The 23,180-nt window shown below is 70.6% G+C and carries 17 protein-coding genes; 9 read left to right on the top strand and 8 right to left on the bottom strand.

From position 1 onward, the window contains the following. Positions 1 to 890: IS110 family transposase (locus ABH935_RS48475; protein WP_370384797.1), on the top strand; the 890-nt coding region annotated here is incomplete at its 5' end. 95 nt (positions 891 to 985) lie between these two features. On the opposite strand, the gene ABH935_RS48470 is transcribed toward ABH935_RS48475, so the two are convergent. Both ABH935_RS48470 and pta read right to left on the bottom strand, forming a co-directional pair. Further along, positions 986 to 2,128: an acetate/propionate family kinase gene (locus ABH935_RS48470; RefSeq protein WP_370384796.1), complete on the bottom strand. Its 1,143-nt coding sequence runs from the start codon at positions 2,126 to 2,128 to the stop codon at positions 986 to 988. Then, complete coding sequence (gene pta, locus ABH935_RS48465; RefSeq protein WP_370384795.1) at positions 2,125 to 4,347, bottom strand: phosphate acetyltransferase; 2,223 nt, start codon at positions 4,345 to 4,347, stop codon at positions 2,125 to 2,127. The genes ABH935_RS48470 and pta overlap by 4 nt, the downstream gene beginning before the upstream one ends. A gap of 78 nt (positions 4,348 to 4,425) precedes the next feature. On the opposite strand from pta, the gene ABH935_RS48460 reads away from it, so the two are divergent. Continuing rightward, the gene (locus ABH935_RS48460) at positions 4,426 to 6,822 is read left to right on the top strand and encodes a phosphoketolase (RefSeq protein ID WP_370384794.1); all 2,397 of its coding nucleotides are present in this window, start codon (positions 4,426 to 4,428) and stop codon (positions 6,820 to 6,822) included. Between the two features lie 32 nt (positions 6,823 to 6,854). On the opposite strand, the gene ABH935_RS48455 is transcribed toward ABH935_RS48460, so the two are convergent. The 4 genes from ABH935_RS48455 to ABH935_RS48440 are packed head-to-tail and all read right to left on the bottom strand — an operon-like array spanning position 6,855 to position 10,209. Then, positions 6,855 to 7,571 carry a hypothetical protein gene (locus tag ABH935_RS48455; protein ID WP_370384793.1) on the bottom strand — a complete coding sequence of 239 codons (717 nt, stop codon included), beginning with the start codon at positions 7,569 to 7,571 and terminating at the stop codon, positions 6,855 to 6,857. Between the two features lie 53 nt (positions 7,572 to 7,624). Beyond that, positions 7,625 to 8,491, bottom strand: a complete 867-nt coding sequence (locus tag ABH935_RS48450; protein ID WP_370384792.1) for a hypothetical protein — start codon at positions 8,489 to 8,491, stop codon at positions 7,625 to 7,627. Positions 8,492 to 8,533: 42 nt separating this feature from the next. Continuing rightward, positions 8,534 to 9,901 (bottom strand): hypothetical protein, encoded by a 1,368-nt coding sequence (locus ABH935_RS48445; protein WP_370384791.1) that lies wholly within the window; start codon positions 9,899 to 9,901, stop codon positions 8,534 to 8,536. Between the two features lie 11 nt (positions 9,902 to 9,912). After that, positions 9,913 to 10,209: a hypothetical protein gene (locus ABH935_RS48440; RefSeq protein WP_370384790.1), complete on the bottom strand. Its 297-nt coding sequence runs from the start codon at positions 10,207 to 10,209 to the stop codon at positions 9,913 to 9,915. A 136-nt stretch (positions 10,210 to 10,345) separates the two neighbouring features. On the opposite strand from ABH935_RS48440, the gene ABH935_RS48435 reads away from it, so the two are divergent. Then, positions 10,346 to 12,535 (top strand): germacradienol/geosmin synthase, encoded by a 2,190-nt coding sequence (locus ABH935_RS48435; protein WP_370384789.1) that lies wholly within the window; start codon positions 10,346 to 10,348, stop codon positions 12,533 to 12,535. Here ABH935_RS48435 and ABH935_RS48430 read toward each other — a convergent pair. Next, positions 12,528 to 13,736, bottom strand: a complete 1,209-nt coding sequence (locus tag ABH935_RS48430; RefSeq protein WP_370384788.1) for a GDSL-type esterase/lipase family protein — start codon at positions 13,734 to 13,736, stop codon at positions 12,528 to 12,530. The genes ABH935_RS48435 and ABH935_RS48430 overlap by 8 nt on opposite strands. A gap of 104 nt (positions 13,737 to 13,840) precedes the next feature. On the opposite strand from ABH935_RS48430, the gene ABH935_RS48425 reads away from it, so the two are divergent. Next, entirely contained in the window at positions 13,841 to 14,566 is a 726-nt protein-coding gene (locus ABH935_RS48425) for a hypothetical protein (RefSeq protein ID WP_370384787.1), read from the top strand. Positions 14,567 to 14,582: 16 nt separating this feature from the next. Here ABH935_RS48425 and ABH935_RS48420 read toward each other — a convergent pair whose 3' ends face one another. Then, positions 14,583 to 15,473, bottom strand: coding sequence for a GNAT family N-acetyltransferase (locus ABH935_RS48420; protein ID WP_370384786.1), 891 nt, complete (start codon positions 15,471 to 15,473; stop codon positions 14,583 to 14,585). Between the two features lie 85 nt (positions 15,474 to 15,558). Here ABH935_RS48420 and ABH935_RS48415 point away from each other — a divergent pair, with 85 nt between their 5' ends. From ABH935_RS48415 to ABH935_RS48395, 5 genes are all read left to right on the top strand, one after another. Next, on the top strand, positions 15,559 to 16,092 hold the full coding sequence (locus ABH935_RS48415) for a nitroreductase family deazaflavin-dependent oxidoreductase (RefSeq protein WP_370384785.1): 534 nt from the start codon (positions 15,559 to 15,561) through the stop codon (positions 16,090 to 16,092). Next, complete coding sequence (locus ABH935_RS48410) at positions 16,089 to 17,207, top strand: winged helix DNA-binding domain-containing protein (protein ID WP_370384784.1); 1,119 nt, start codon at positions 16,089 to 16,091, stop codon at positions 17,205 to 17,207. Before ABH935_RS48415 ends, ABH935_RS48410 begins: the two co-directional genes overlap by 4 nt. A gap of 5 nt (positions 17,208 to 17,212) precedes the next feature. Continuing rightward, entirely contained in the window at positions 17,213 to 17,929 is a 717-nt protein-coding gene (locus ABH935_RS48405) for a hypothetical protein (protein ID WP_370384783.1), read from the top strand. 122 nt (positions 17,930 to 18,051) lie between these two features. Then, entirely contained in the window at positions 18,052 to 21,486 is a 3,435-nt protein-coding gene (locus ABH935_RS48400; protein WP_370384782.1) for a putative bifunctional diguanylate cyclase/phosphodiesterase, read from the top strand. Beyond that, positions 21,483 to 23,174 (top strand): diguanylate cyclase, encoded by a 1,692-nt coding sequence (locus ABH935_RS48395; RefSeq protein ID WP_370384781.1) that lies wholly within the window; start codon positions 21,483 to 21,485, stop codon positions 23,172 to 23,174. Before ABH935_RS48400 ends, ABH935_RS48395 begins: the two co-directional genes overlap by 4 nt. Positions 23,175 to 23,180 lie beyond the last annotated feature (6 nt).

The following is a 23,180-nucleotide window of genomic DNA, read 5'->3' as shown; positions in this document are numbered from 1 at the left end:
CCGGCGCCTACGGCGCCGGGCTGGCTCGGCATCTGGCCGAGGTCGGGTTGGTGGTGGTGGAGGTGGACCGGCCCGACCGCAAGACGCGGCGGGCCAAGGGTAAGACCGATCCGATTGATGCCTACGCTGCTGCGGCGGCGGTGGCCTCGGGTCGGGCTGCCGGCGCGCCGAAGTCCCGGACCGGGGCGGTGGAGGCGATCCGGATGCTGCGGGTGGCCCGCACCTCGGCGGTGAAGTCCCGCACCCAGGCGATGAACCAGATCCGGATGCTGCTGATCACCGCGCCGACGTCGCTGCGCGAGCAGGTCGCCGGGCTGGGCAAGACCGAGTTGATCCGTACGCTGGCCCGGCTACGCCCCGGCCGGGACCTGCAGGTGCCGGTGAACGCGGCAAAGTTCTCGCTGCGCCGGCTGGCCCGCCGCTGGCAGTGGCTGGATGAGGAGATCGACGAACTCGATGCGCAGATGGCGCCGCTGGTCGCGGCCACAGCACCGCAGGTGCTGGAGTTGTTCGGCGTCGGTCCAGAGGTTGCCGGACAGCTGCTGATCACCGCCGGGGACAACCCCGAGCGGATGGGTTCGGAAGCCGCGTTTGCTCGCCTGACCGGGGCCGCACCGATACCGGCGTCTTCGGGCAAGACCAGACGCCACCGGCTGTCCCGGGGCGGGGACCGGCAAGCCAACCACGCCCTGCACCGCATCGCCCTGGTCCGCATGCGCCACCACGAACCCACCCGCGCCTACGTCGCCCGCAGAACCAGCGAAGGCCTGTCCAAAATGGAGATCCTCCGCTGCCTCAAACGCTACATAGCCCGCGAAGTATTCAAGGCCCTCACCTGCGCAAACACCCCAGCCATCGCCGTAAAACCCCAGGTCGCCACCACCACTTGACAGACATAGGAGCATCGGAACCAGAACCAACACCCCGCGTGGTCCGGTCGGACACGACGAACCACGTGGTCGGCCAGCGCTCCCCCGTGCACGGGTCAGTCGGTCCGGCCGAGCACCTCCAGGGCCTGGTCGGCGATTTCGATCTCCTCGTCGGTTGGCACCACTAGGACCGCGGTCTCGGCCCAGTACGGTGAGATGTAGCGCTCCTCCTTCGAGTGCTGCGCGTTCCGCTTCGGGCTCACCGCGATGCCCAGGTGGTCCAGGCCCGCGACCGCGCCGGCGCGCACCGTCGCCGAGTTCTCGCCGACGCCGGCTGTGAATACCAGTGCGTCGACGCGGCCGAGGGCTGCTAGGTAGGCGCCGATGTACTTGCGGATGCGGTAGCAGTATGCGTCTAGTGCTAGGCGCGCTGGTTCGTCGCCCTTGGCTGCTGCGGCGTCGATGTCGCGGAGGTCGTTGCTTCCGGCCAGGGCCAGTAGGCCGCTCTCCTTGTTCAGGGTCAGGTCGATCTGCTCGGCGGTGCGGCCGGTTTGGCGGGCGATGTACGCCGAGACGGCTGGGTCCAGGTCGCCGGAGCGGGTGCCCATGATCAGGCCTTCGAGGGGTGTCATGCCCATTGAGGTGTCGATGCTCTTGCCCTCGCGGATCGCGCAGGCGCTTGCGCCGTTGCCGAGGTGCAGCACGATCATGTTCACCTCCTCGGAGCGGCGGCCCAGCATTGCGGCGGCGCGGCGGGAGACGTATTGGTGCGAGGTGCCGTGGAAGCCGTAGCGGCGGACGCCGAGGTCTTCGCGCCAGGGCTGGGGGATCGCGTAGGTGTAGGCGTGGGGCGGCAGTGTCTGGTGGAACGCCGTGTCGAATACCGCCACCTGTGGTGTGTCCGGGAACGCTGAGCGGGCCGCCTTGATCAGCGTCAGGTTGGCGGGATTGTGTAGTGGTGCGAGTGGAATCAGTTCGCTGATGGTGTCGCAGACCTCGTCGTTGATCAGCGTCGGGCCGCGGAAGCGGTCGCCGCCGTGGACGACCCGGTGGCCGACGGCGGCCAGTTGCGCGCGGTCCAGCTTGCCCTCCAGCTCGCTGAGCACCACCTCCATGCCGGCGGCGTGGTCGGCGACTTCGCCGGCGGCCTCGCCGATTCGTTCGATGATGCCGACGGCCAGGCGTGCGCGGTCGTCCATGTCGATCAGCTGGTACTTGATCGACGAGGAGCCGGAGTTGAGGACGAGGACCTGGTTCATCGCTGTCCATCCACTTCGCTCGCCTCGCTTGTTTCGCTTTGGGCCTGCACCGCCGTGATCACGATGGTGTTCACGATGTCCTGCACCAGGGCGCCGCGCGACAGGTCGTTGACCGGCTTGCGGAGCCCCTGCAGCACCGGTCCGACCGCGATCGCGCCGGCGCTGCGCTGGACCGCCTTGTACAGGTTGTTGCCGGTGTTCAGGTCGGGGACGATGAACACCGTCGCTCGGCCGGCTACCGCGCTGCCGGGGAGCTTGAGCGCACCCACCTCGGGGTCGGCGGCGGCGTCGTACTGGATCGGGCCTTCCAGGGGCAGGTCCGGGTCGCGGGCGTGGGCCAGCTTCGCGGCCTCGCGGACCTTCTCGACGTCTTTTCCGGACCCTGATTCGCCGCTGGAGTAGGACAGCATCGCCACTCGCGGGTGGACGCCGAAGGCCTCGGCGGTGCGGGCTGAGGAGACGGCGACGTCGGCGAGTTGTTCGGCGTCCGGATCGGGGATGACGGCGCAGTCGCCGTATACCAGGACCCTGTCGGCGAGCAGCATGAAGAAGACGCTGGAGACCACCGAGACGCCGGGCTCGGTGCGGATGATCTCGAAGGCCGGGCGGATGGTGTGCGCGGTGGTGTGTACGGCCCCTGAGACCATGCCGTCGGCGCGGCCGGTGTGGACCATCATCGTGCCGAAGTAGGAGACGTCCTGGACGATGTCGCGGGCCCGGTCCAGGGTCATGCCCTTGTGCTCGCGCAGCCGGGTGTACTCGTGCGCGAACTCCTCGACCAGTACCGAGTCGGCCGGGCTGACGATCCGGACGCCGGCCAGGTCCAGGCCCAGGGCGTTGGCGCGGGCCCGGACCTTCTCCTGCTCGCCCAGGACCAGCAGGTCGGCGGCGCCGCGGCGGGCCACGATGTCGGCGGCGCGCAGGATCCGGTCGTCGGAGCCCTCCGGCAGCACGATGCGGCGGCGCTGTGAGCGGGCCCGCTCCAGCAGTTGCGCCTGGAACATCAGCGGCGTGACGGCGACCGAGCGCGTCACGTTCAGCCGGTTCAGCAATGCCGAGGTGTCCACGCCGCGGGCGAAGGCGCCGAGCGCGGTCTCGACCTTGCCGGGGTGGTCGGCGGTGATCTCGCCGCGCACGGCGGCCAGGTGCAGTGCGGTCGGCAGCGTGTCCTGGCCGCTGGCGATGATCGGCAGCGGGGAGGACACGCCTTCCAGCAGCCGCGAGACGCTGGCCGGGAGGGTGAAGCCGCCGGTGAGGAAGACCCCTGACAAGGCGGGGAAGTTCGCGGCCTCGTGCGCGGCCAGCAGCCCGGGCACCAGGCCCGCGGTGCGGTCGCCGGGCGCGATGATCGCGACGCCCTCGGTGAGGCGGTCGAGGACGTTCGGCAGCGACATGGCGGCCACGACCAGCGAGGCCGCCTCGCGGTCGAGCAGGGCCTCGTCGCCGCTGATCAGCCGGCCGCCGGCGGCGCGGGCCAGGTCGCGGATGGTCGGGGCGGTCAGGCCGGGGACTTCGGGGATGGTGAAGACGAGGGGGTTCGCGGCCTGGTCGGTGGTGCTCGGTGTCGCAGTGCTCGGTGTTGCAGAGTTCGGTATCGCAGAGTTCGGAGTCTGCTCGCCGAAGGCCGCCGGACCGAACACCGTGGCGACCTCGCGCCGCACCGCGTCCTCTTCTCCGGGCTCCACGCGGTTCACGATCACCGCCAGCTCGGTGGCGTGCAGCCGCGTCAGCTCCTGCCGCGAGACGCGCACGACGGCGGCCACGTCCTGCGGCGTGCGCTCCATCCCGCCGACCACCAGGAGCACCGGCAGCGCCAGGTTGGCCGCGACGTTCGCGTTGAAGCCGAACTCGGTGGTGTTCGCGGCGTCGGTGAAGTCCGAGCCGACCACGACCACGGCTTCGCAGCGTGCTGCCAAAGCCCGGTAGCGGTCGACGATCGTCTCGACCGCGCGCGCCGGGTCCAGGTGCACCGCGTCGTAGGTGGTGCCGACGCAGTCCTCGTAGGGCTCGTCGATCCGGTAGCGCGTCCGTATCAGGTCCACCACCGGGTCGACCGCCCCGCCGCCGGGCACCACCGGGCGGAACACGCCGAGCCGGCGCACGCGTCGGGACATGGCTTCCGCCACGCCGAGCGCGACTACTGTCTTACCGCTGGCGGCGTCGGTGGCCGTGATGTACAGGCCCTGTGCCGCCGTCTCCCCTTGGTCCGTTTGGTCCACGTGAGCGATCATGCCAGCGTGACCCGTCCGGCGCAGCCCAGGCGGCGGCACCGGGGAGGGGCATCACAGGCTGGTGTAGTGATCAAGAACGCGAGCAAGCCCAAAGGCCCGCTGTCCGCGAAGGACCTCGACGCGCTCAACGCCTACTGGCGCGCGGCCAATTACCTGTCGGTGGGCCAGATCTACCTGCTGGACAACCCGCTGCTGCACCGGCCGCTGACCCTGGACGACATCAAACCGCGCCTGCTGGGCCACTGGGGCACCACGCCGGGGCTGAACTTCATCTACGCGCACATGAACCGCGTCATCAAGGCGCGCGACCTGGACGCGATCTACATCGCCGGGCCCGGGCACGGCGGCCCCGGCGTGCTGGCGAACGTGTATCTGGAGGGCACGTACAGCGAGTACTACCCCGGGATCGGCCGGGACGAGGAGGGCATGCGCAAGCTGTTCCGCCAGTTCTCCTTCCCCGGCGGCGTGCCCTCGCACGTCGCGCCGGAGACCCCGGGCTCCATCCACGAAGGCGGCGAGCTGGGCTACTCGCTGGTGCACGCCTACGGCGCCGCGTTCGACAACCCGGAGCTGCTGGTCTGCGCGGTGGTCGGGGACGGCGAGGCGGAGACCGGGCCGCTGGCCGGGTCGTGGCACTCGAACAAGTTCGTGAACCCGGTGCGCGACGGCACGGTGCTGCCGATCCTGCACCTGAACGGCTACAAGATCGCCAACCCGACCGTGCTGTCCCGCATCCCGCAGGCCGAGCTGGAGCAGCTGATGCGCGGGTACGGGTACGAGCCGTTCACGGTCGTCAGCGAGGAGGGCGCGGACCCGCTGGAGGCGCACCAGGCGATGGCCGGGACGCTCGACCGGATCCTGGACCGGATCGCGGACATTCGCGCGAAGGCCGCCAGCGGCAAGGACAAGGGCGTGCGCCCGGCGTGGCCGATGCTTATCCTGCGCACCCCGAAGGGCTGGACTGGCCCGAAGACCGTGGACGGCAAGCGCACGGAGGACTCCTGGCGCTCGCACCAGGTGCCGATGGCCGACGTGCACACCAGTCCAGCGCATCTGAAGGTGCTGGAGAAGTGGATGCGCTCCTACCGGCCCGAGGAGCTGTTCGACCCGGCCGGCGCGCTGATGCCGGAGCTGGCGGCCCTGGCTCCGTCCGGGCCGCGGCGGATGGGGGCCAACCCGCACGCCAACGGCGGCGTGCTGCTGCGCGATTTGAAGATGCCCGACTTCCGCGACTACGCGGTCGACCCGGCCGGGCACGGCGTAGAACACGCCGAGTCCACCAAGATCCTCGGCACGTTCCTGCGCGACATCATGACGGACAATTCGGGTGCTGACAACTTCCGGGTCTTCGGCCCGGACGAGACCGCCTCGAACCGCCTGCAGGCGCTGTTCGAGGCCACCGGCCGGATGTGGAACGCCGAGACGGTGCCGTGGGACGACGAGCACCTGTCGATGGAGGGCCGGGTGCTGGAGCCGCTGAGCGAGCACATGTGCCAGGGCTGGCTGGAGGGCTACCTGCTGACCGGGCGGCACGGGTTCTTCTCGTGCTACGAGGCGTTCATCCACATCGTCGACTCGATGTTCAACCAGCACGCGAAGTGGCTGAAGACGACCCGGAACATCCCCTGGCGGGCCCCGATCGCCTCGCTGAACTACCTGCTGACGTCGCACGTGTGGCGGCAGGACCACAACGGCTTCTCGCACCAGGACCCCGGCTTCATCGACCACGTGGTGAACAAGAAGGCTGATGTCATCCGCGTCTACCTCCCGCCGGACGCGAACACCCTGCTGTCGGTGGCGGACCACTGCCTGCGCTCGCGGGACTACGTGAACGTCATCGTGGCGGGCAAGCAGCCGCAGTTGCAGTACCTGTCGATGGACGACGCGATCGTGCACTGCACCCGCGGCATCGGCATCTGGGAGTGGGCCTCCACCGACGCCGACGGCGAGCCGGACCTGGTGATGGGCTGCGCCGGCGACGTCCCCACGATGGAGACGCTGGCCGCGGCGGACCTCCTGCGCCAGCACTTCCCGGACCTGAAGGTCCGCGTCGTGAACGTCGTGGACCTGATGCGCCTGCAGGGCAACGACGAACACCCGCACGGCCTGACGGACAAGGAGTTCGACGCCCTGTTCACGACGGCGAAGCCGGTGGTGTTCACCTACCACGGGTACCCCTGGCTGATCCACAGGCTGACCTACCGCCGCACCAACCACGTGAACTTCCACGTCCGCGGCTACAAGGAGGAGGGCACCACCACCACACCCTTCGACATGGCGATGCTGAACGACATCGACCGCTTCCACCTCGCGATGGACGCCATCGACCGCGTCCCCGGCCTCGCCGAACGCGCCGGGCACGTGCGGCAGCAACTACAGGACGCGCGCCTGAAGGCCCGGCAGTACACACGGGAGTTCGGGGAGGACGATCCGGCGATCTCGGGGTGGGTGTGGCCTTACTGAACCAGGAGCCGACCTGCCCGCCGCCTGGAACATCAGCCGCTGATCGCGGGCTCCTCCCCCGCCGTCGGGAACTCGATCGTCTGCACCATCACCGCGGCCATCTCGCTGACCTCGGTCCAGACCTCCATGTTGTACGTCCCCAGGGTCACGATCGCCATGAAGGGGCCGGTCGGGAACGGGATGAAGACCTGGATCTGGCCCTGGACCAGTTCCGCCTCGGCGCCGGCGGTCAGGGCCGGGTCGAGGGGGAACTTGGTGACGGTGATGCGGGAGACGGCGGGGCCGCAGGGGAGGTTGAGCCAGCGGGAGTCGTTGAATTCGTCGCGGACCAGGACTTCGCGGATGGCCAGGGCGGCGGTTTCGGGGTCGGTGTGTTCGGAGGCGGTGGCGGCGATGGTGAGGTTGGCGGTCGCGACGCCGCCGCGCTCGTTGTCGAAGACGCCCATCGCGGCGTACGCGACGCCGGTCGCCGCCGTCATCTCGCCCATGGCGGCGAACGCCGGGGCGTTGGTGCGCCACAGTTCCTCGTCGCCGTTCGGGTACAGCTCGCGGGCGAAGGCTTCGGCCGCTGCGGCGCGCTGGGCCGGGTCGGGCTGCAAGGGGAGCTCGTGGAATCCGTCCGGGACGACGAACAGCATCGGCGGGATGCCGGTGACGGCGCGCTCGAACGCCTTCGCCAGGTCGGCGCGCACCGCCTCATCGGCGCCAGGCGCTTCCGCGACGGGCTCGGCTATAGGAATCTGAGTCATAAGTTCTGAAATCCTCGGCTATACGTAAAAGATCAGAAAAGGCCGCCGAGCACTCAGCGCACCGGCTTGCCCTCGGCGTCCAGCGTGATGCTCCCGGCGTTGACCACCTTCTTGCCGACGTGCGCCTTCGCCTCGACCGAGACGATGCCGGCGGCCGCGTCGACCGCGTTCACCACGAAGTCCACCGGCTTGGGCAGCGCCGAGGACCAGCTGTCGACCGCGGCCTGCTGCGCGGCGTTCAGAACCACCGGCTCGGTCTGTCCGTTCAGGATCGCGACGGCCTTGGCCGCGCTGCCCCTGCTGCGCAGATCCAGCCGGACCCAGGAACCGTCGGCGAAGGTCACGCTGACGTCGGCGCCGAAGGTCGAGAAGGCATGCTGCCGGGCCCCGGCCACCAGCTCCAGGGGCAGCTCCCACAGCACCTCGGCGGGCTGCTGGACCGAGGCGCTGCCGAGCACGAGCAGGCGCCGGTCGGTCAGCTGCAGATCGGTCCGGTAGGACCTGTTCGGGCGCCGTTCCGGATCCAGCTGGTAGGGCGCCGAGCGGGCCGTGGAGCCCGCAGCCGCGCACATCACCGGGAAGTCCTCGACCTCCAGCGCCGGATCGGCGGGCTCGGCGCCGTCGGGGCCCTTGAAGTTGACGTTGGAACCCCCGCCCGGGCTCAGCAGCTCGACCGTGCCGGCGACCACGACCGCCGTGGCCTTGCCGAGGATGCCCAGGGTCCGGCCGGCCTTGGCCGCCTTGTCCCCCTTCTTCTCCGGCGTGGGCAGCTGCGGCCAGCCCGGGAGCTCCGCCGAGATGTCCCGGCCCTGATCGTCACGGAACCAGCGCTTGTCCCGCACCTTGGGCGCGCGGCCCTCGGCGAACGTCGCGACATCGCGGAACAGCGGCGTCTCGCCGGATTCGGGATACCAGTCCATCAGTGGCTCCAAAGGTTCTGTGCGCCGATTACCTCCATGTCTTTACCCGAACAACGCGTGGAACGGGAAACCGGCGTTCATCTCCATGTCGTTGTGGACGCCGTGCGGCAGGAAGTAGAGCTTCGGCGCGACCTTGATACCGGCGTCGATGGTCCGACCCAGCCCGCTCATCGCGTCGATGCTGAACCTGGGCAGCTCCCGGCCGAAGATCTTGGCCCCGTCGCCCAGCATGTTCAGGCCCTTGGTGCCCAGGAGCTGGCCGGGCTTGTAGGCCTGTTCGACGATCATCTGCGCGCGACCCAGGAAACTTCCGTCGTGCGAGATGAAGCCGCCGGCTTTGAGGCCCCAGAGCCCGATCCGCTTGCCGATCAGGACGTCCGCGCCCGAAGCGGCCTCCTTGCCCAGGCCGACGATGTTGCGGCTGATCGTGCTGACGCCCCGGAAGCCCTCGCCGAGCTCGCCGGCCCGGGCCACCGCGAGCGCCCCGTCGGCGACCTTCGCGCCCTTGGCGAACGCGCCGATGCCGGGCAGGGCGCCCAGGGCGTCCATGCCGATGCTCATCCAGCTCACGTTCGCCCCGGCGGCCTTGGCCAGCAGGTGCGTCAGGCAGGCGGCCGCGCTGGTCGCCACGGCGGCCACCGCGAAGATCGCGCCCAGCGGCTCGAACGGCGCGGTGATGATCGCCAGGATGCCCAGGATCCCGGACAGGTCGCTGAGCAGGTCGCCGATGAACTTGATCGCGTCGGCGTGCGCCTCGACCCAGTGCCAGGCCCCGGAGAAGGCGTTGCCGATGCCGTCCACGATGGAGTCGAACAGCCCCGGCTTGCCCGGCGCCATCTGGCCGGCGTGGTGCAGCTGGTCGGCGATCGTCTGGGCGGCGCTGACGAACCGGTCGTGCAGCTCGTGCGCGCGCCGGATGATGTCGCTCAGCCCGCTCTGGGCGTCGGTGACCGCCTTCTGGTTCTTGGTGGCGTCCGCGGCCTGCTGCGCGGCCTGCGGGCTCCCGGCCGGGGCCGCCGCCGGCTGGCCGGGCTGTCCGGGCTGGCCGTTGACCGTGGCCTTCGCTGAGTTGACGGCGCTCTGCTGGTGCTCGGCCTGCTGCTCCAGCCCGGCGGCCTCGGCCTGGAAGCCGTCGAGCTGCCCGGCCCAGTTGTAGAGCAGGCTGCTGGCCTGCTGGAAGGAGTCGTGGCACTTCTGGACGGCCGGCTTGAGGTCGTCGTTCAGGTGGTCCATGAACGCGTTCGCGGACTGGCCCTGCCAGGAGCCGCGGTCGGCGCCGGTGATGTTGGACAAGATGGTGCCGAGCTCGGTGCTCATGTCACCCAGGGAGCGCCCCAGGTCACGAGTCTGCGAAACGTCTCCGGGCGTCGGGTCGAAGCCCAGCGCCGGGAAATTGCGTGCGGCTGACATGGCTTCTCCCCCTATGCCTGCGCCGGCTGCGTGAGCTGGCTCTTGAGCTTGCCGTCCAAGTCGTCGGCACTCTTGCTGATGTCGTCCAGCATCTTCACGCAGTCGTCGGCGTGCTGGCCGATCTGCCCGATGCCGTAGTGCCACTCGTCGGCGAAGTCGTGCATGCGGTTGATCAAAGGATCAGCGCCGACCCCGGTGGCGTCGGTGCTGCGCAGCCGACGGCACGCACCGTCCAGGTCACCGCTGATTTTCGACAGCGTCGCGCGCAGCTCGTTCAGGACCGCCGCGCTGATTTGCAGATCACTCATTGAGTGAGCACCTCCCCGTGTTCGGCAGCACTATATCGATCCAGAACAGCTCTGCGGCGCGCGGAATTCACTCGATCCCCTGGTTTGGGCGCCCCACCTCTTCTGCACCGATCGCAGGGCACTTAGTTTCGAAGGCATGCCGAAGCCGTTCCAGCTGCCCGATTTCTACATGCCGTATCCCGCGCGCCTGAACCCGCATCTGGAGTACGCACGCGTCCACTCCAAGGCGTGGGCCCGCGACCTGACGATGATCGAGGGGTCTGAGATCTGGGACGAGGACGACTTCGACCGCCACGACTACGCCCTGCTGTGCGCGTACACGCACCCCGACTGCGACGCCGAGGAACTGGCCCTGGTCACCGACTGGTACGTCTGGGTCTTCTTCTTCGACGACCACTTCCTGGAGGTCTACAAGCGGCCGCGCGACATGGCCGGCGCGCGCGCCTACCTGGACCGGCTGCCCGCCTTCATGCCGGTCGGCGACCCGGCGGCGACGCCGGAGCCGACCAACGCCGTCGAGGCCGGGCTGGCCGACCTGTGGCTGCGCACCGTGCCGGCCAAGACCGAGGCCTGGCGCCGCCGCTTCGCCGAGAGCAACCGGCATCTGCTCGAAGAATCGTTGTGGGAGCTGGCGAACATCACCGAGGACCGGGTGTCCGATCCGGTGGACTACATCGAGATGCGCCGCAAGGTCGGCGGGGCTCCGTGGTCGGCGCACCTCGTGGAACACGCCAACGGCGTCGAGGTCCCCGACCGGGTGGCCGCCAGCCGGCCGCTGCGGGTGCTGAAGGAGACCTTCGCCGACGCCGTCCACCTGCGCAACGACCTGTTCTCCTACCAGCGCGAGGTCGAGCAGGAGGGCGAGAACTCCAACTGCGTCCTGGTCCTGGAACGCTTCCTGGACTGCGACCCGCAGACCGCCGCGAACCACACCAACGAGCTGCTCACCAGCCGGCTGCACCAGTTCGAGCAGACCGCGCTGACCGAGCTGGTTCCGCTGTTCGCCGAGAGCGGCGTCGGGCCGCTGGAGGCGTTGCAGGTCGGCTTGTATGTCAAAGGTCTGCAGGACTGGCAGTCCGGCGGCCACGAGTGGCACATGCGCTCCTCGCGCTACATGAACGACGCCTACGAGCCCGGCGCGACCTCCTCGACGCTTCCCGGACCACTGGGTCTGGGGACGTCGGCGGCCCGCATCGTCGCCTCGATCGCGAAGACCATGCCCGCGCGTCTCAAACGGCTGAGTCACCCGCTCTACGAACAGGTCGGCCCCACCCCGATCCCCGCCATCGAAGCCCCCACCGAGCTGCGCCTGAGCCCGCACCTGCCGGTCGCGCGCCGCCACGTCGCGGACTGGTGCCGCCACATCGGCTTCTTCGACGGCATCTGGGACGAGAAGCACCTCGTCGACGCCGACTTCGCGCTCTGCTCCGCGGGCATCCACCCCGACGCCTCGCCCGAAGAGCTCGACCTCGCGACCGACTGGCTGGCCTGGGGCACGTACGCCGACGACTACTACCCGGCCGTCTTCGGGGCGACGCGCGACCGGACCAGCGCCAGACTCTGCAACGAGCGCCTCAGTTCCCTGATGACCGACACCCCGCCGGCCCCGGCGTCAGCCCTCGAACGCGGCCTGGCCGACCTGTGGCGGCGCTCCACCTCCGGGGTGTCGGCGACGGCCCGCGAGGCGCTGCGCCGGGGCACGCAGACGATGATCGACAGCTGGCTGTGGGAACTGGAGAACCAGGCGGTGCACCGGATCCCGGATCCCATCGACTACGTCGAGATGCGCCGCGCCACCTTCGGCTCCGATCTCACGATGGCGCTGTCCCGGTTGGCTCACGACTCGGTTCCGCCCGAGGTGCTGCGCAGCCGTCCGGTGAGCGCGCTGGAGCATGCCGCGGCGGACTGGTCGTGCCTGGTGAACGATCTGTACTCCTACCAGAAGGAGATCCAGTTCGAGGGCGACGTCCACAACTGCGTGCTGGTCGTGCAGGACTTCTTCGACTGCGACCGCGACCGCGCCTTGCAGGTTGTCAGTGCCCTGATCGCCGCGCGGCTCGACACGTTCCGGCACGCGGCCGACGTCGAGCTGCCGGCCCTGGCCGACGCGATGCGGCTCTCGTCCGCGACCCGCGCGGCCCTGGACCGCCACGTTCAGGAACTCCGCGACTGGATGACCGCGATCCTCAACTGGCACGAGAACAGCGGACGCTACCCGGAAGCGGAGCAGCACCGGCGACGGGTGGCTCGCGTCGGGCGGCCCGGCCTGGGCTCGCTCGGCAGCGGCGCCGCGCGCGTACCGCTTCAGCACCAAGTCGTCAGCTGATCCACCCCGCCGCTGTTGCGAACACCCCGCCCTCCCCGAACACCAGCCGAGCGAACCGCTCCCCGATCACCTGATACCCGGCCGGCGTCGGATGCAGCCCCTCACCCAGGTACTCGTCGGCCTCGTCCAGCGCCACCAGCCGCAAGCCGTCCAGGTAGTGGATGTTCGGGTCCTGCTTCGCCCGCTCCGTCACGATCCGCCGCAGCTCCCGCCGCACCACCTGCAACGTCAGCGCCCCGGCGGCCACCGTGGCCGGGTCGCCGGTCGCGTACAGCACGTCGTCGCGCCACACCGTCGGCCCCGGCGTCTCCTCCAGCGCCGGGCACGCGATCGGCGACACCACCAGCAGCGGCGTGTCGGGGTGTCCCTCGCGCACCGTGTCGAGGAAGCCGTGCACCGTCGGACCGAGCGTGCGCAGCACGAAACCGGCCTTGGCCGTGAAGTTGATGCCCAGCTTCAGGCTGATGACGTCTGCCCGAGCGTCGCGGATCGAGCGCGCGACGAACGGGTCCAGGTAGCAGTTCCCTGACAGCCCCAGGTTCACCGGCTCCACCCCGGCGGTCCGGGCCGCGATCACCGGCCACACCCCGAGCGGCGACGCGGCCTCGTTGCACTGGCTGATCGAGCTGCCGTGATGCAGCCACACCCGGCGGCCGGCCGGCGTCGGCGGCTCGACGTCGGCGTCCGCGCGCAGGGCCACGAGTTCGGTCTTCACCCAGTGCGGCAGCCAGATCTGGAGCTCCTTGACCCCGGCCGGGAGCCCCGCGAACCGCGCCGTCGCCGGCTGCCCGGGCACGAAGCCGACCTGGGTCATGGTCTGGTCCATTAGCAGGACGTTGCCCACCGGGGCCGTCTGCGTGCCGCCGAGGAAGCTTTCGCTGCCGTCGTGGCCGTCTTCGGCGTCGTAGCCGTCGTACGTGATCGCGAAGACCCCGGCGTCGTCGGGCCGCGGCTCGTTCTCGGCCATCATCGGCACCGTGGTCAGCACGTCGAGCTCGACCACGGTCGCGGCGCTGCGGAACGCCAGCCGCACCCCGGATCCGGCCGTGGCCTGCCGCTCCATCGAGGCGTCCGACTGCGCGACGGTCCACTGCGGCAGCCGGCGCGGCAGCAGCCCGGCCTCGGTCGTGACGACCTCCAGCGCACCGCGGAGCTCGGCCGGGCCGTCGATGAGCGGCACCTGCCGCAGCACGTCTGTCATGCCGATCAAGGTAACAGCGCCGCGCGGATACGGGGGCCAGCCCTACCCCGACTCGGGTGGCAGCTCACTGACCTGGGGCACGGGTGCTCGGCGATGGTAGAGCCATGCGAAAGACGTCAGCCCTCCTCGCCGCGACCGCCGTCGCCGCCACCATCGCCATCCCGGTCGACGCAGGCGCCGCGAACGCAGCCACCACCCCCGCGGTGCCGAATTTCGACTTCCGCGACTGCCCGCAACTCCCCACCGGCGTCGACCCCGCCAAGTGGCGCTGCGAAGTCCTGGTCGCCCAGGGCACCGCGACCATCGGCGCCGCGACCCTGCCCTTCGACTTCACCGCCGTCACCCACGCCGAGGGTCCGCTGCCCGACGGCACCCCGGGCCAGGTCTTCGGCGGCTTCCGCGCCGCCCGCTTGCCGATCCCGGGACGGCAGTCCGGCGACGGCCGCAACCACGACCATGGCCACGGCCCCAAGCTCTGGATGCAGCCGCACCTGACCGCCGCCCCGGACTTCTACAGCCAGTCCGGCGCGATGAGCCTGACCTTCCAGCTCACCGGCCCGCGCCTCGGCGAGCACTGTTCGATCGGCACCACCGCCGCGCCGGTCCAGATCGCCGCCGCCCGCGTCCCGGGCACCACACAGTGGCTGTCGCAGAACCCGCCGATCATCACCTTCCAGGTGCTGGACCAGACGCTGGCCGTGCCGGAGGTGAGCGGCTGCGGCCGGGCGGCCGAGGAGCTGAACCGCCGGTTCGGCCTGCCGTCGCCCTCGGGCGCGAACCGGCTCAGCGGGACCGCCTTCTACTCATTCAAGACCTACGACCAGCTCTAGAAACCGCTACTGGGCCTCAGCCGAGCTCCAGCGTCGTCATCCCGAACATCTTGCCGTGATCGACGTCGCGCACCGGCCCGGTGTACATCCGGGCCACCTCGAACGAGGGCTCCAGCCCCAGGGCGGCGACCATCGCCAGCGCCTCGCGGTTGGTCTCCGGCACGTCGATCACGATCCGCCCGCCGCCGGCGGCGCCGACCCGGCCGCGGCCGGTGAACCCGGCGTCGCCCGCGGCCCCGGCGACCAGGGCGTCCAGGATCACCTCGGCGTAGACGCGGGAGTCGGCGAACAGCGGCCCGACGCGGTGGCCGTCGTGCGCGGCGCGCAGCACGCCGTAGCCGACCAGCCGGCCGTCGACGATCAGGGCCCTGCCGACGTGTCCAGGCGCGGCGAACCACTCGCGCAGGAACACCGCGCGCGGCGCCGGGAAGCACAGCGCGTCGTAGTCGGCGACTTCGGCGAACCCGGCCTCGGCCAGCGGGACCGCGGCGGCCGGGCCGGAGCCGTCGGAGGTCAGGTCGCCGACGTAGCGCACGGTGCGGTGCGCGTCCATGAACCCGGACTTGCGGTAGTTGTCCTGCTGCGCGACCACGCCGTCGAGCCCGACGGTGCGCGCGCCGGCCCGTGGCAGCGCCGCCTTCCAGGTGGCCAGGCCGTGTCCGCGGCCGCGGAACTCCGGCTTCACCAGATACAGCCCGAGGAAGGAGAAGGCGTCGCCGTAGTTCACCACGGACACCGCGGACACCGGTTCGCCGCCGATCCGCCCGACGAAGAAGCCTTCCGGGTCCTGCGCGAGGAAGCAGGGTCCGTCGTGGTCTCCGGGGTTCCATCCCTCGTCGGCGCACCAGCCCTGGACGATGGGCCAGTCGGCCAGGGACGCGCGGGTGATCTGCAGGCTGTCCGTCATGCTGACATCTTGGCGTGCCCGGACCGCCGTGCCGGGTCCGACACGCGGGCCCCGGAAGGCGCGCCCCGGATGCCATGATGAGGCCATGACCAACCCCTGGAACGCCCTCATCACGCGCCTGGGCCGTCAGAAGTGGTTCGCGGCCACCTTCAAGGGGGTGGCCCCGCACGTCGACCGCTTCCTGGGCCGGGCCACCGGCGGCCGGGTGTTCATGCTCGCCGGCACCGGGATCCCGACGCTGCTGCTGACCACCACCGGCCGCAAGTCCGGGCAGCCGCGCACGGTGCCGCTGCTGTACAGCCGCCACGAAGGCGCGCTGGTGGTGGTCGGCTCGAACTGGGGCCAGCAACAGCACCCGGCGTGGGCGCTGAACCTGCTGGCGAACCCGGAGGCGACGGTCGCGGTCCGCGGCAAGTCCGGGCCGGTGCACGCGCGCGTCATCGAGGGTGAAGAGCGCGAGCGGGTCTGGAACACCCTCCTGACGAAGAACTGGCCCGGCTATGAGAACTACGCCGAGCGTTCAGGGCGTCACATCAACATCTTCGCGCTGGAGCCGGTGAAGCCTGTGACGCCCGTCAAGCCCGCAAAGCCGGTGACCAAGCCGCAGGACGGCCAGTGAGCGTGCGCACGCTCACCGAGCGCGAACTCAACCGGGCCACGCTCGACCGGCAGCTGCTGCTGCGTCGCGCCGATATGGACGCCGCCGAAGCCGTCGAGCATCTGGTCGGTCTGCAGACGCAAATCCCGCCGAACCACTATGTGGCTCTGTGGTCGCGGCTCACAGCGTTCGACGCGCATGACTTCTCACAGCGTTTCGAGAACCGCGAGTTCGTCCGCATGAGCCTTCAGCGCTCGACGATCCACACCGTGACCGCGCGGGACTGCCTGCCGCTGCGCCAGCTTCTCCAGCCGGTACAGGACCGGAACCTTAAGGGCGCCTTCGGGAAGCGTCTTCAGGGCATCGACCTGTCGGAACTCGCGGAGCGCGCACGGAAGTTCGCGGAGGAAGAACCGCGGACGCTCAACGACCTCGGCAAGCTCCTCGCCGACGCCTATCCCGACCACGACGTCCAGGCCCTCGGCGTCGCGGCGCGCAACAACCTTGCGCTGGTCCAGGTGACGCCGCGCGGGCTGTGGCAGCAGGGTGGACTGGCGAAGCACACTACTGCGGAGCACTGGTTCGGAAACGCTAAAGCGGTTCCCGCTATGGACGCGGAGGAGTTGGTCCTGCGGTATCTCCAGGCGTTCGGACCGGCTTCCGTGATGGACGCCCAAAGCTGGAGCGGACTCACCGGTCTGCGCGAGGTGTTCGAGAAGCTCCGCGCGCGGCTGGTGCTTTTCCAGAGCGAATCCGGAACCGAACTGTTCGACCTTCCTGATGCGCCGCGCCCTGGAGAGGACGTACCGGCCCCTGCGCGGTTCCTGCCGGACTACGACAACGTCTTCATCGGGCACAAGGAACGCGGTCGCATCAACGACCCGCGGGTGCCCAAGGAGAAGGTCTTCTCCGGTAACACGCCGATCTCTACTTTCACCGTGGACGGATGGATCCGTGGCGCCTGGAAGGTCGAAACAGACAAGAAACGCACTGCGGGAACCCTGAACCTCATTCCCTTGGTTCCGATCACCAAGGCGCAACGCGCGGAGCTCGAATCCGAGGGAGCCAAGCTGCTGGAGTTCCTGGTGCCCGGCGCGGATCACGACCTGCGATGGCTTGAGGACGAGAACGGTTGAACCTTATGAGAACGCGTACAGCGCTGTGCGCAGGGGCATCTGCAGCGTTGCTGCTCACCATGGCCGGCTGCGGCAGCTCCTCGTCGAGCCCGAGCACGGCACCGGCGGCGTCGTCCGGCACTGAGGCGAGCAGCGTTCCGGCGACGCCGTCCGCGCCGGACTCCGGCTCCGCCTCGCAGCCTTCGGCGCCGTCGCAAACCCCCGCCAGCACGCCCGGCGTGGACCCGGGGACGCTCCCGCAGACGAAGACCATGCCGACCTCCACCGACCCGCAGTTCCAGGCCGGCATCGCCGCGCTGTGGCAGGGCATCGTGGACGACAACCCGCAGGAGGCCATGCCGTTCTTCTTCCCGAAGAGCGCCTATCTGCAGGTGAAGGCGCTCAGCAACGCCGGGGCGGACTATCAGAACCGGCTCATCGGGTTCTACGACCTCGACGTCCACGCTGCGCACCGGCTGCTCGGCGCCGGGGCGAAGGACGCGAAGCTGGTCGGGGTGAGCGTGCCGGCGAAGGCGGCGGAGTGGATCCTGCCGGGCGAGGAGACGAACAAACTGTCGTACTACCGCGTGTACGGGTCCCGCCTGACGTACACCGAGGACGGCAAGACCAAGTCCTTCGGGCTGTTCTCGCTGATCTCCTGGCGCGGGGAGTGGTACGTGGTGCACTTCGGGCCGAACCCGCGGCCGAAGCCGATCGGAGTGGTCTACGAGCCACGTGGGTGAGCACCGCGTGCACACCGGCGACCACCCACCTGCTCGGAGAGTAACCACCACGTAACACTCACCTGACACCCTCGCCCCGGCTTCAACAGGCGCCGCGGCTGCGCCTGTGACACTTTTGAGGAATGCGATCACCGTCGCTGCTGTCGGGCTGGCCGGGGCGGGAACGGCGCCTGCTCGGCGTCCTCACCGGCATGCTCGTGGTGATCCTGGCGGTGTTCTTCGCCTCGGAGACGATGCGGAGCGCGGCGTGGTTCGTCTTGGCCGCATGGACGGCCGTGACGATGGCCGTGGGGATCCGGGCGAACCGGCCTCCGTACGCGCACGCCTGGTACCTGCTGGCGGCGTCCGGCGGCCTGCTGATGGCCTCCAACCACTCCGACTTCGCCTACGCGCGGCACAGCCTGCCGGACTTCGCGGACTGGCTCGGGCTGTTCGGCTACCCCCTGGCGCTGGTGGGCCTTCGGCTGGTGATGAAACACCGGCTGGTCGGCCGGGACTCGGCCGGGACGCTGGACGCGCTGATCGTGGTGTTCGCGGCGACCTACGCGGCGTGGGTCTACCTGATCGTGCCGTACTACCAGCAGGGCAGCGAACCCTGGGACTACCGGCTGATCGCCATCCTGGACCCGCTCGGGGACCTGCTGCTGCTGGGCATGCTGCTGCGGCTGATCATCTCACCGGGGTCGCGCAACGTCGCGTTGTGGCTGCTCGGCCTCGGTGCGCTGTTCCAGACCGGGGCCGACGTCGTGGAGTCGGTGCTGCGGCTGAACTCCTCGAACTGGTTCGGCTCGCACGCCGGGAACATGGTGCTGGAGTTCTCCTGGCTGATGTTCGCGGCCTGCTGGGTGGCCGCGGCGCTGGTGCCCTCGGCCCACGACCTGACCAGACCGGTGCGGGAGACGGCCCGCGACGCCCTGCCGACCGCGTGGTCCCGGCCGCCCCGGATCGCCCCGCTGGTGCTGGCGGCGCTGGTGACGCCGATCATCAACGCCGTCGAGCTGGCCCGGGGCACCCTGGCGACCGGCTGGGCCGGGCCGATGATCGGGCTCGGGGTCTACCTGATGATCCTGGCCCGGGTCGGGGTGATGGTGCGCTCGCACCGGCAGGCGCTGACGCGCGAGTCGATCCTGCTGGCCGCCAGCGAGGGTCTGGGCGTGGCCGCCGGGAGCGGGCAGGTGGCCGCCGCGCTGGCCGACGGTGCCGCGGGGCTGTTCGCCGGGCGCGGGGCGGCGCACGCGGTGCTGGTGGCCGTGGACGGGAACGAGGGGGTGCGGGTGGCCGCGGCGGGGAGCGTGGACGGCGGGGCCGGGGACGTGCGCGCCACGGTCCCGACCCCGCTGCCGCACCTGGAGTCCGCGGTGTGGCGGAAGATGCTGGCCGAGGTGTGCGCTTCGGCCGCGGTGTTCATCTCGGAGGCGGACCAGCCCTACCGTACCGAGGCCGCCGGCCGGGCCGGGACCAAGCGGCGCGAGCACTTCCACCCGGCGAACGTCGTGCACACCACCGACCTTCCGCCACCGCTGGCCGTCCGGCTCGGGCCGGAGGAGCACGCCGGGGTGGTGCCGTTGGACGCCGAGGTCGGGGTGCTGGTGGTCGCGGCGGCCGAGGAGGATCTGGCGGTGCTCGGCGGGGCGCTGGAGATCCTGGCGCGGCAGGCGTCGGCGGCGCTGGAGCGGATCACGCTGAGCCAGGAGATCACCAGGCGGGACAGCGAGGCGTATTTCCGGGCACTGGTGCAGAACACGTCGGACACGATCCTGATCGTCGACAACGAGCTGCGGGTCCGGTACGCCTCGCCGTCCTCCACCGAGCTGTTCGGCGACCGGCCGGTGCGGGACCGGCCGCTGACCGAGGTGGTCGGCAAGGTCTACGCGGCCGAGGTCGCGGTCCGGGCCTCCGATCCGGCACCGCAGCCGCCGGTGCAACGGGACTGGGAGATATCGGCCGGCGGCGGGCCTGATGACGGCGGTGGGACCGGCGGTGGCGGCGAGGGCGGGGTCGGGGGCAACGGCAGGAACGGTGGCCGCGGCGACCCGCACGAGGTCGAGGCCACGATCGCCGACCTGCGCGCCGAGCCGACGGTCGGCGGTTTCGTGCTGTCGCTGCACGACGTGACCACCGCACGCGGCCTGGAGCGCACGCTGCAACGGCACGCGTACCGCGATCCGCTCACGGACCTGCCGAACCGGCTGGCGTTCATGCGCGGCCTGGAGGACGCGGTCCAGCTGGCGTCGCCGAGCGTGTCGGTGACCGTGATGCTGCTGGATCTGGACCGCTTCCGGGAGATCAACGACTTCCACGGCCGCGAGGCCGGCGACGAGGTGCTGCGCGACGTCACCGAGCGGCTCCGCTCACGCCTGGCCCCCGGCGACGTCCTGGCCCGCACCGGCGGCGACGAGTTCGCGATCCTGGCCGTCCGGCGCGCCGAGGAGTCGCCGACGCTGCCGGTCGGGATGCCCGGCGAGGACAAGCCGTTCTACGTCGGCCCGATCGCCGTGACCACCTCCGGCGCGGTCGCCACCTGCACCGTCGGCGCCACCGGGGCCTCGCTGCTGGCCGACGCGGAGATGACTCTGCACGCGGCGCGCGGCGGCGGTCCCAACACCTGGCGCATGTACGACCCGCGGCTGCGCGCCGAGCTGGCCCGCAGCGCCGCCCGCCGCTCCGGACTGGACCGGGCCATGGCCGAGGGCTCCTTCGAGCTCTACTACCAGCCGATCGTCTGGCTCGACGACGGCGACATCGGCGGCTTCGAGGCCCTGGTCCGCTGGCCGCAGCCGGACGGCACGATCATCCCCCCGGACGAGTTCATCCCGCTGGCCGAGGCCACCGGCCAGATCCTCCCGCTGGGCCGCTGGATCATGCGCACCGCCACCGACCAGACGGCCCGCTGGAACGCCACCCGTCTGGCCCAGGGCCTGGCCCCGGTGAAGATCTCGGTGAACGTCTCCGCGCACCAGCTCCGCGACCCGGGCTTCCCCGACGAGGTCAGCAAGGCCCTGACCGACGCCGGCCTGGACCCGGCGTTCCTGATGGTGGAGGCGACGGAGAGCTCGCTGATCGACCGCGCGGGCACCGCGCTGGCGAACCTCAGGACCCTGACGAAGCGCGGCGTGGGCGTCTCCCTGGACGACTTCGGGACGGGCTACTCCTCGCTGTCCTACCTCCGAGACCTGCCGGTCAGCGCCCTGAAGATCGACAAAGCCTTCGTCGACGGCGTCCCGGACGAACCCCGCCAGACCGCCCTGGTGAAGGGCATCATCGGCATCGCGAAATCGCTGACCCTGATGGTGGTCGCCGAGGGCGTGGAGACCTCCCAGCAGCGCCGGGCCCTCGCCCGCATGGGCGCCGACCTGGGACAGGGCTACCTGTACGCGCGCCCGATGCCGGTCCGCGAGGCCACGGCGCTGATGCGCGCGGGGCGGGTGAAGCTGCCGCACGGCCTGGCGGCGCTGGAGGAGGACGACGACCTGGACGACGACACGCCCGAGCCCGACGACGAGGACGACGAGGACGAGCCGCGCATCCACGGGACCCTGCCGGAGACGGAATCATGAGCGCCGAGCGGAAGGGAGCGGCCGACGACGGGACGCCGGTGCGGGACCGGGAGCGGGACGCGGAACGGGGCCGGCGCCGACGGTGGGTGGCGCCGGAGCAGCCGACGTCGCCGGAGGACGGGGCTGCCGAGCCGCGATGTGAACCCGAGCCCGGACGCCCGGCCAGACAGTCCCCTGACTCGCTCGCCGAGGGCTCCAGCACGCTCAAGCCGAAACAAACCGCCTCCAACCAACCGACCGCACAGCCGCCACGCACGCTGCCCAGCCCCGAGCCCGCCACCGAGCCGCAATCCCGCGAGCCCGAGCAAACCGCCTCCAACCAACCGACCACACAGCCGCCACGCACGCTACCCAGCCCCGAGCCCGCCACCGAGCCGCAATCTCCCGAGCCCGAGCAAACCGCCTCCAACCAACCGACCACACAGCCGCCACGCACGCTACCCAGCCCCGAGCCTGCCACCGAGCCGCAATCTCCCGAGCCCGAGCAAGCCACCTCCAACCACTCCGCCGATGCCCCGCCGCACCGCAAGCGCTTCGCCACCGCGAACCGTTTCCCCAAAGACCCAGCCTCCCCCGCGCCCCATCCCCGCCACCGACGCTTCCGGCGCTCGCACCCGCAGCCGCATCATCCGTCCGTCACCGCCATCTGGGAGCGCAGCGAACTGGAGCACCGGCGCTTCGCCACCCGCTTCGCCGGTCAGCTTCTGCTCGTCGGCGCGGGCCTGGGCACGTTCCTGACGCTCGTTCTCGGGCCGCCGCAGGGTGGTGTGTTCTCTGCCAGCTGGTTCGAGTTCCTCGGCGCGTGTGCCGTCGCGGCCGTCTGGGGCCTGATCTACGTCCTGCTGCCCAGTCCCGCGCCCGACCTCGTCCTGCGCGCCACGCCCGCGGTGTCCGCGCTTCTCATCACGCTCACGCTGGCGCTCAACCACAGCAACGCCGCCGACGGCATGCTCCTGCTCAACTGGCCCCTGCTCTTCGCCGCGTACCTGCTGCCGCGCCGCACGGCGTACTGGACGCTCGGCATCGTCGCGGTGTGTCTCACCGTCATCCTCGCCGCGGGCTCGGGACCCGACCGGTTCGCCACGTGGGTCGAGATCACCACCTCGATGGTGCTGACGCTGGTCGTCATCCGCCGCGTGCGGGACCAGGCCGACCGCCTCAAGCAGGCCCTCGCCGAGCAGGCCAGCACCGATCCGCTCACCGGGCTGAGCAACCGCCGCGCGTTCGACGAGGCCCTGGAACGCGAGGTCACGCGACAGCGCCGCACCCGCGCGCCCCTTTCGCTGCTGGCCGTCGACGTCGACCACTTCAAAACGATCAACGACACCTGGGGCCACGCCGCCGGCGACGACACCCTCGCCGCGCTCGGCGACCTCCTGCCCCGCCTGGTCCGATCCAGCGACACCGTCAGCCGCGTCGGCGGCGAGGAGTTCGGCGTCCTGCTCCCCGACTGCCCCGCCCCGCAGGCCCGCGCCCGCGCCGACGCGCTGCGCGCCGAGATCTGGGCCGCCTCCCGCGACTGGACGCACCCGGTCACGGTCAGCGTCGGCGTGGCCACCCTCCCGGACTCCGCCGACGCGCTCAACGACCTGCTGGTCGCCGCCGACATGGCCCTCTACGCGGCCAAGGAATCCGGACGCGACCGGGTCCGCGTGGCCCCGAACCGGCGACGTGACGACGTGCCCTGAGACCCC

The sequence above is a fragment of the Catenulispora sp. GAS73 genome, assembly GCF_041262085.1.
Classification (GTDB): Bacteria; Actinomycetota; Actinomycetes; order Streptomycetales; family Catenulisporaceae; genus Catenulispora.
This window is presented reverse-complemented; position numbering and strand designations above follow the sequence as displayed.

Bases quoted from the DNA above. Each gene is read 5' to 3' on its own strand.
- ABH935_RS48470 (WP_370384796.1), bottom strand. From the start codon at position 2,128: ATGAACCAGGTCCTCGTCCTCAACTCCGGCTCCTCGTCGATCAAGTAC.
- ABH935_RS48455 (WP_370384793.1), bottom strand. From the start codon at position 7,571: ATGACTCAGATTCCTATAGCCGAGCCCGTCGCGGAAGCGCCTGGCGCC.
- ABH935_RS48450 (WP_370384792.1), bottom strand. From the start codon at position 8,491: ATGGACTGGTATCCCGAATCCGGCGAGACGCCGCTGTTCCGCGATGTC.
- ABH935_RS48445 (WP_370384791.1), bottom strand. From the start codon at position 9,901: ATGTCAGCCGCACGCAATTTCCCGGCGCTGGGCTTCGACCCGACGCCC.
- ABH935_RS48440 (WP_370384790.1), bottom strand. From the start codon at position 10,209: ATGAGTGATCTGCAAATCAGCGCGGCGGTCCTGAACGAGCTGCGCGCG.
- ABH935_RS48435 (WP_370384789.1), top strand. From the start codon at position 10,346: ATGCCGAAGCCGTTCCAGCTGCCCGATTTCTACATGCCGTATCCCGCG.
- ABH935_RS48430 (WP_370384788.1), bottom strand. From the start codon at position 13,736: ATGACAGACGTGCTGCGGCAGGTGCCGCTCATCGACGGCCCGGCCGAG.
- ABH935_RS48425 (WP_370384787.1), top strand. From the start codon at position 13,841: ATGCGAAAGACGTCAGCCCTCCTCGCCGCGACCGCCGTCGCCGCCACC.
- ABH935_RS48420 (WP_370384786.1), bottom strand. From the start codon at position 15,473: ATGACGGACAGCCTGCAGATCACCCGCGCGTCCCTGGCCGACTGGCCC.
- ABH935_RS48415 (WP_370384785.1), top strand. From the start codon at position 15,559: ATGACCAACCCCTGGAACGCCCTCATCACGCGCCTGGGCCGTCAGAAG.
- ABH935_RS48405 (WP_370384783.1), top strand. From the start codon at position 17,213: ATGAGAACGCGTACAGCGCTGTGCGCAGGGGCATCTGCAGCGTTGCTG.
- ABH935_RS48400 (WP_370384782.1), top strand. From the start codon at position 18,052: ATGCGATCACCGTCGCTGCTGTCGGGCTGGCCGGGGCGGGAACGGCGC.
- ABH935_RS48395 (WP_370384781.1), top strand. From the start codon at position 21,483: ATGAGCGCCGAGCGGAAGGGAGCGGCCGACGACGGGACGCCGGTGCGG.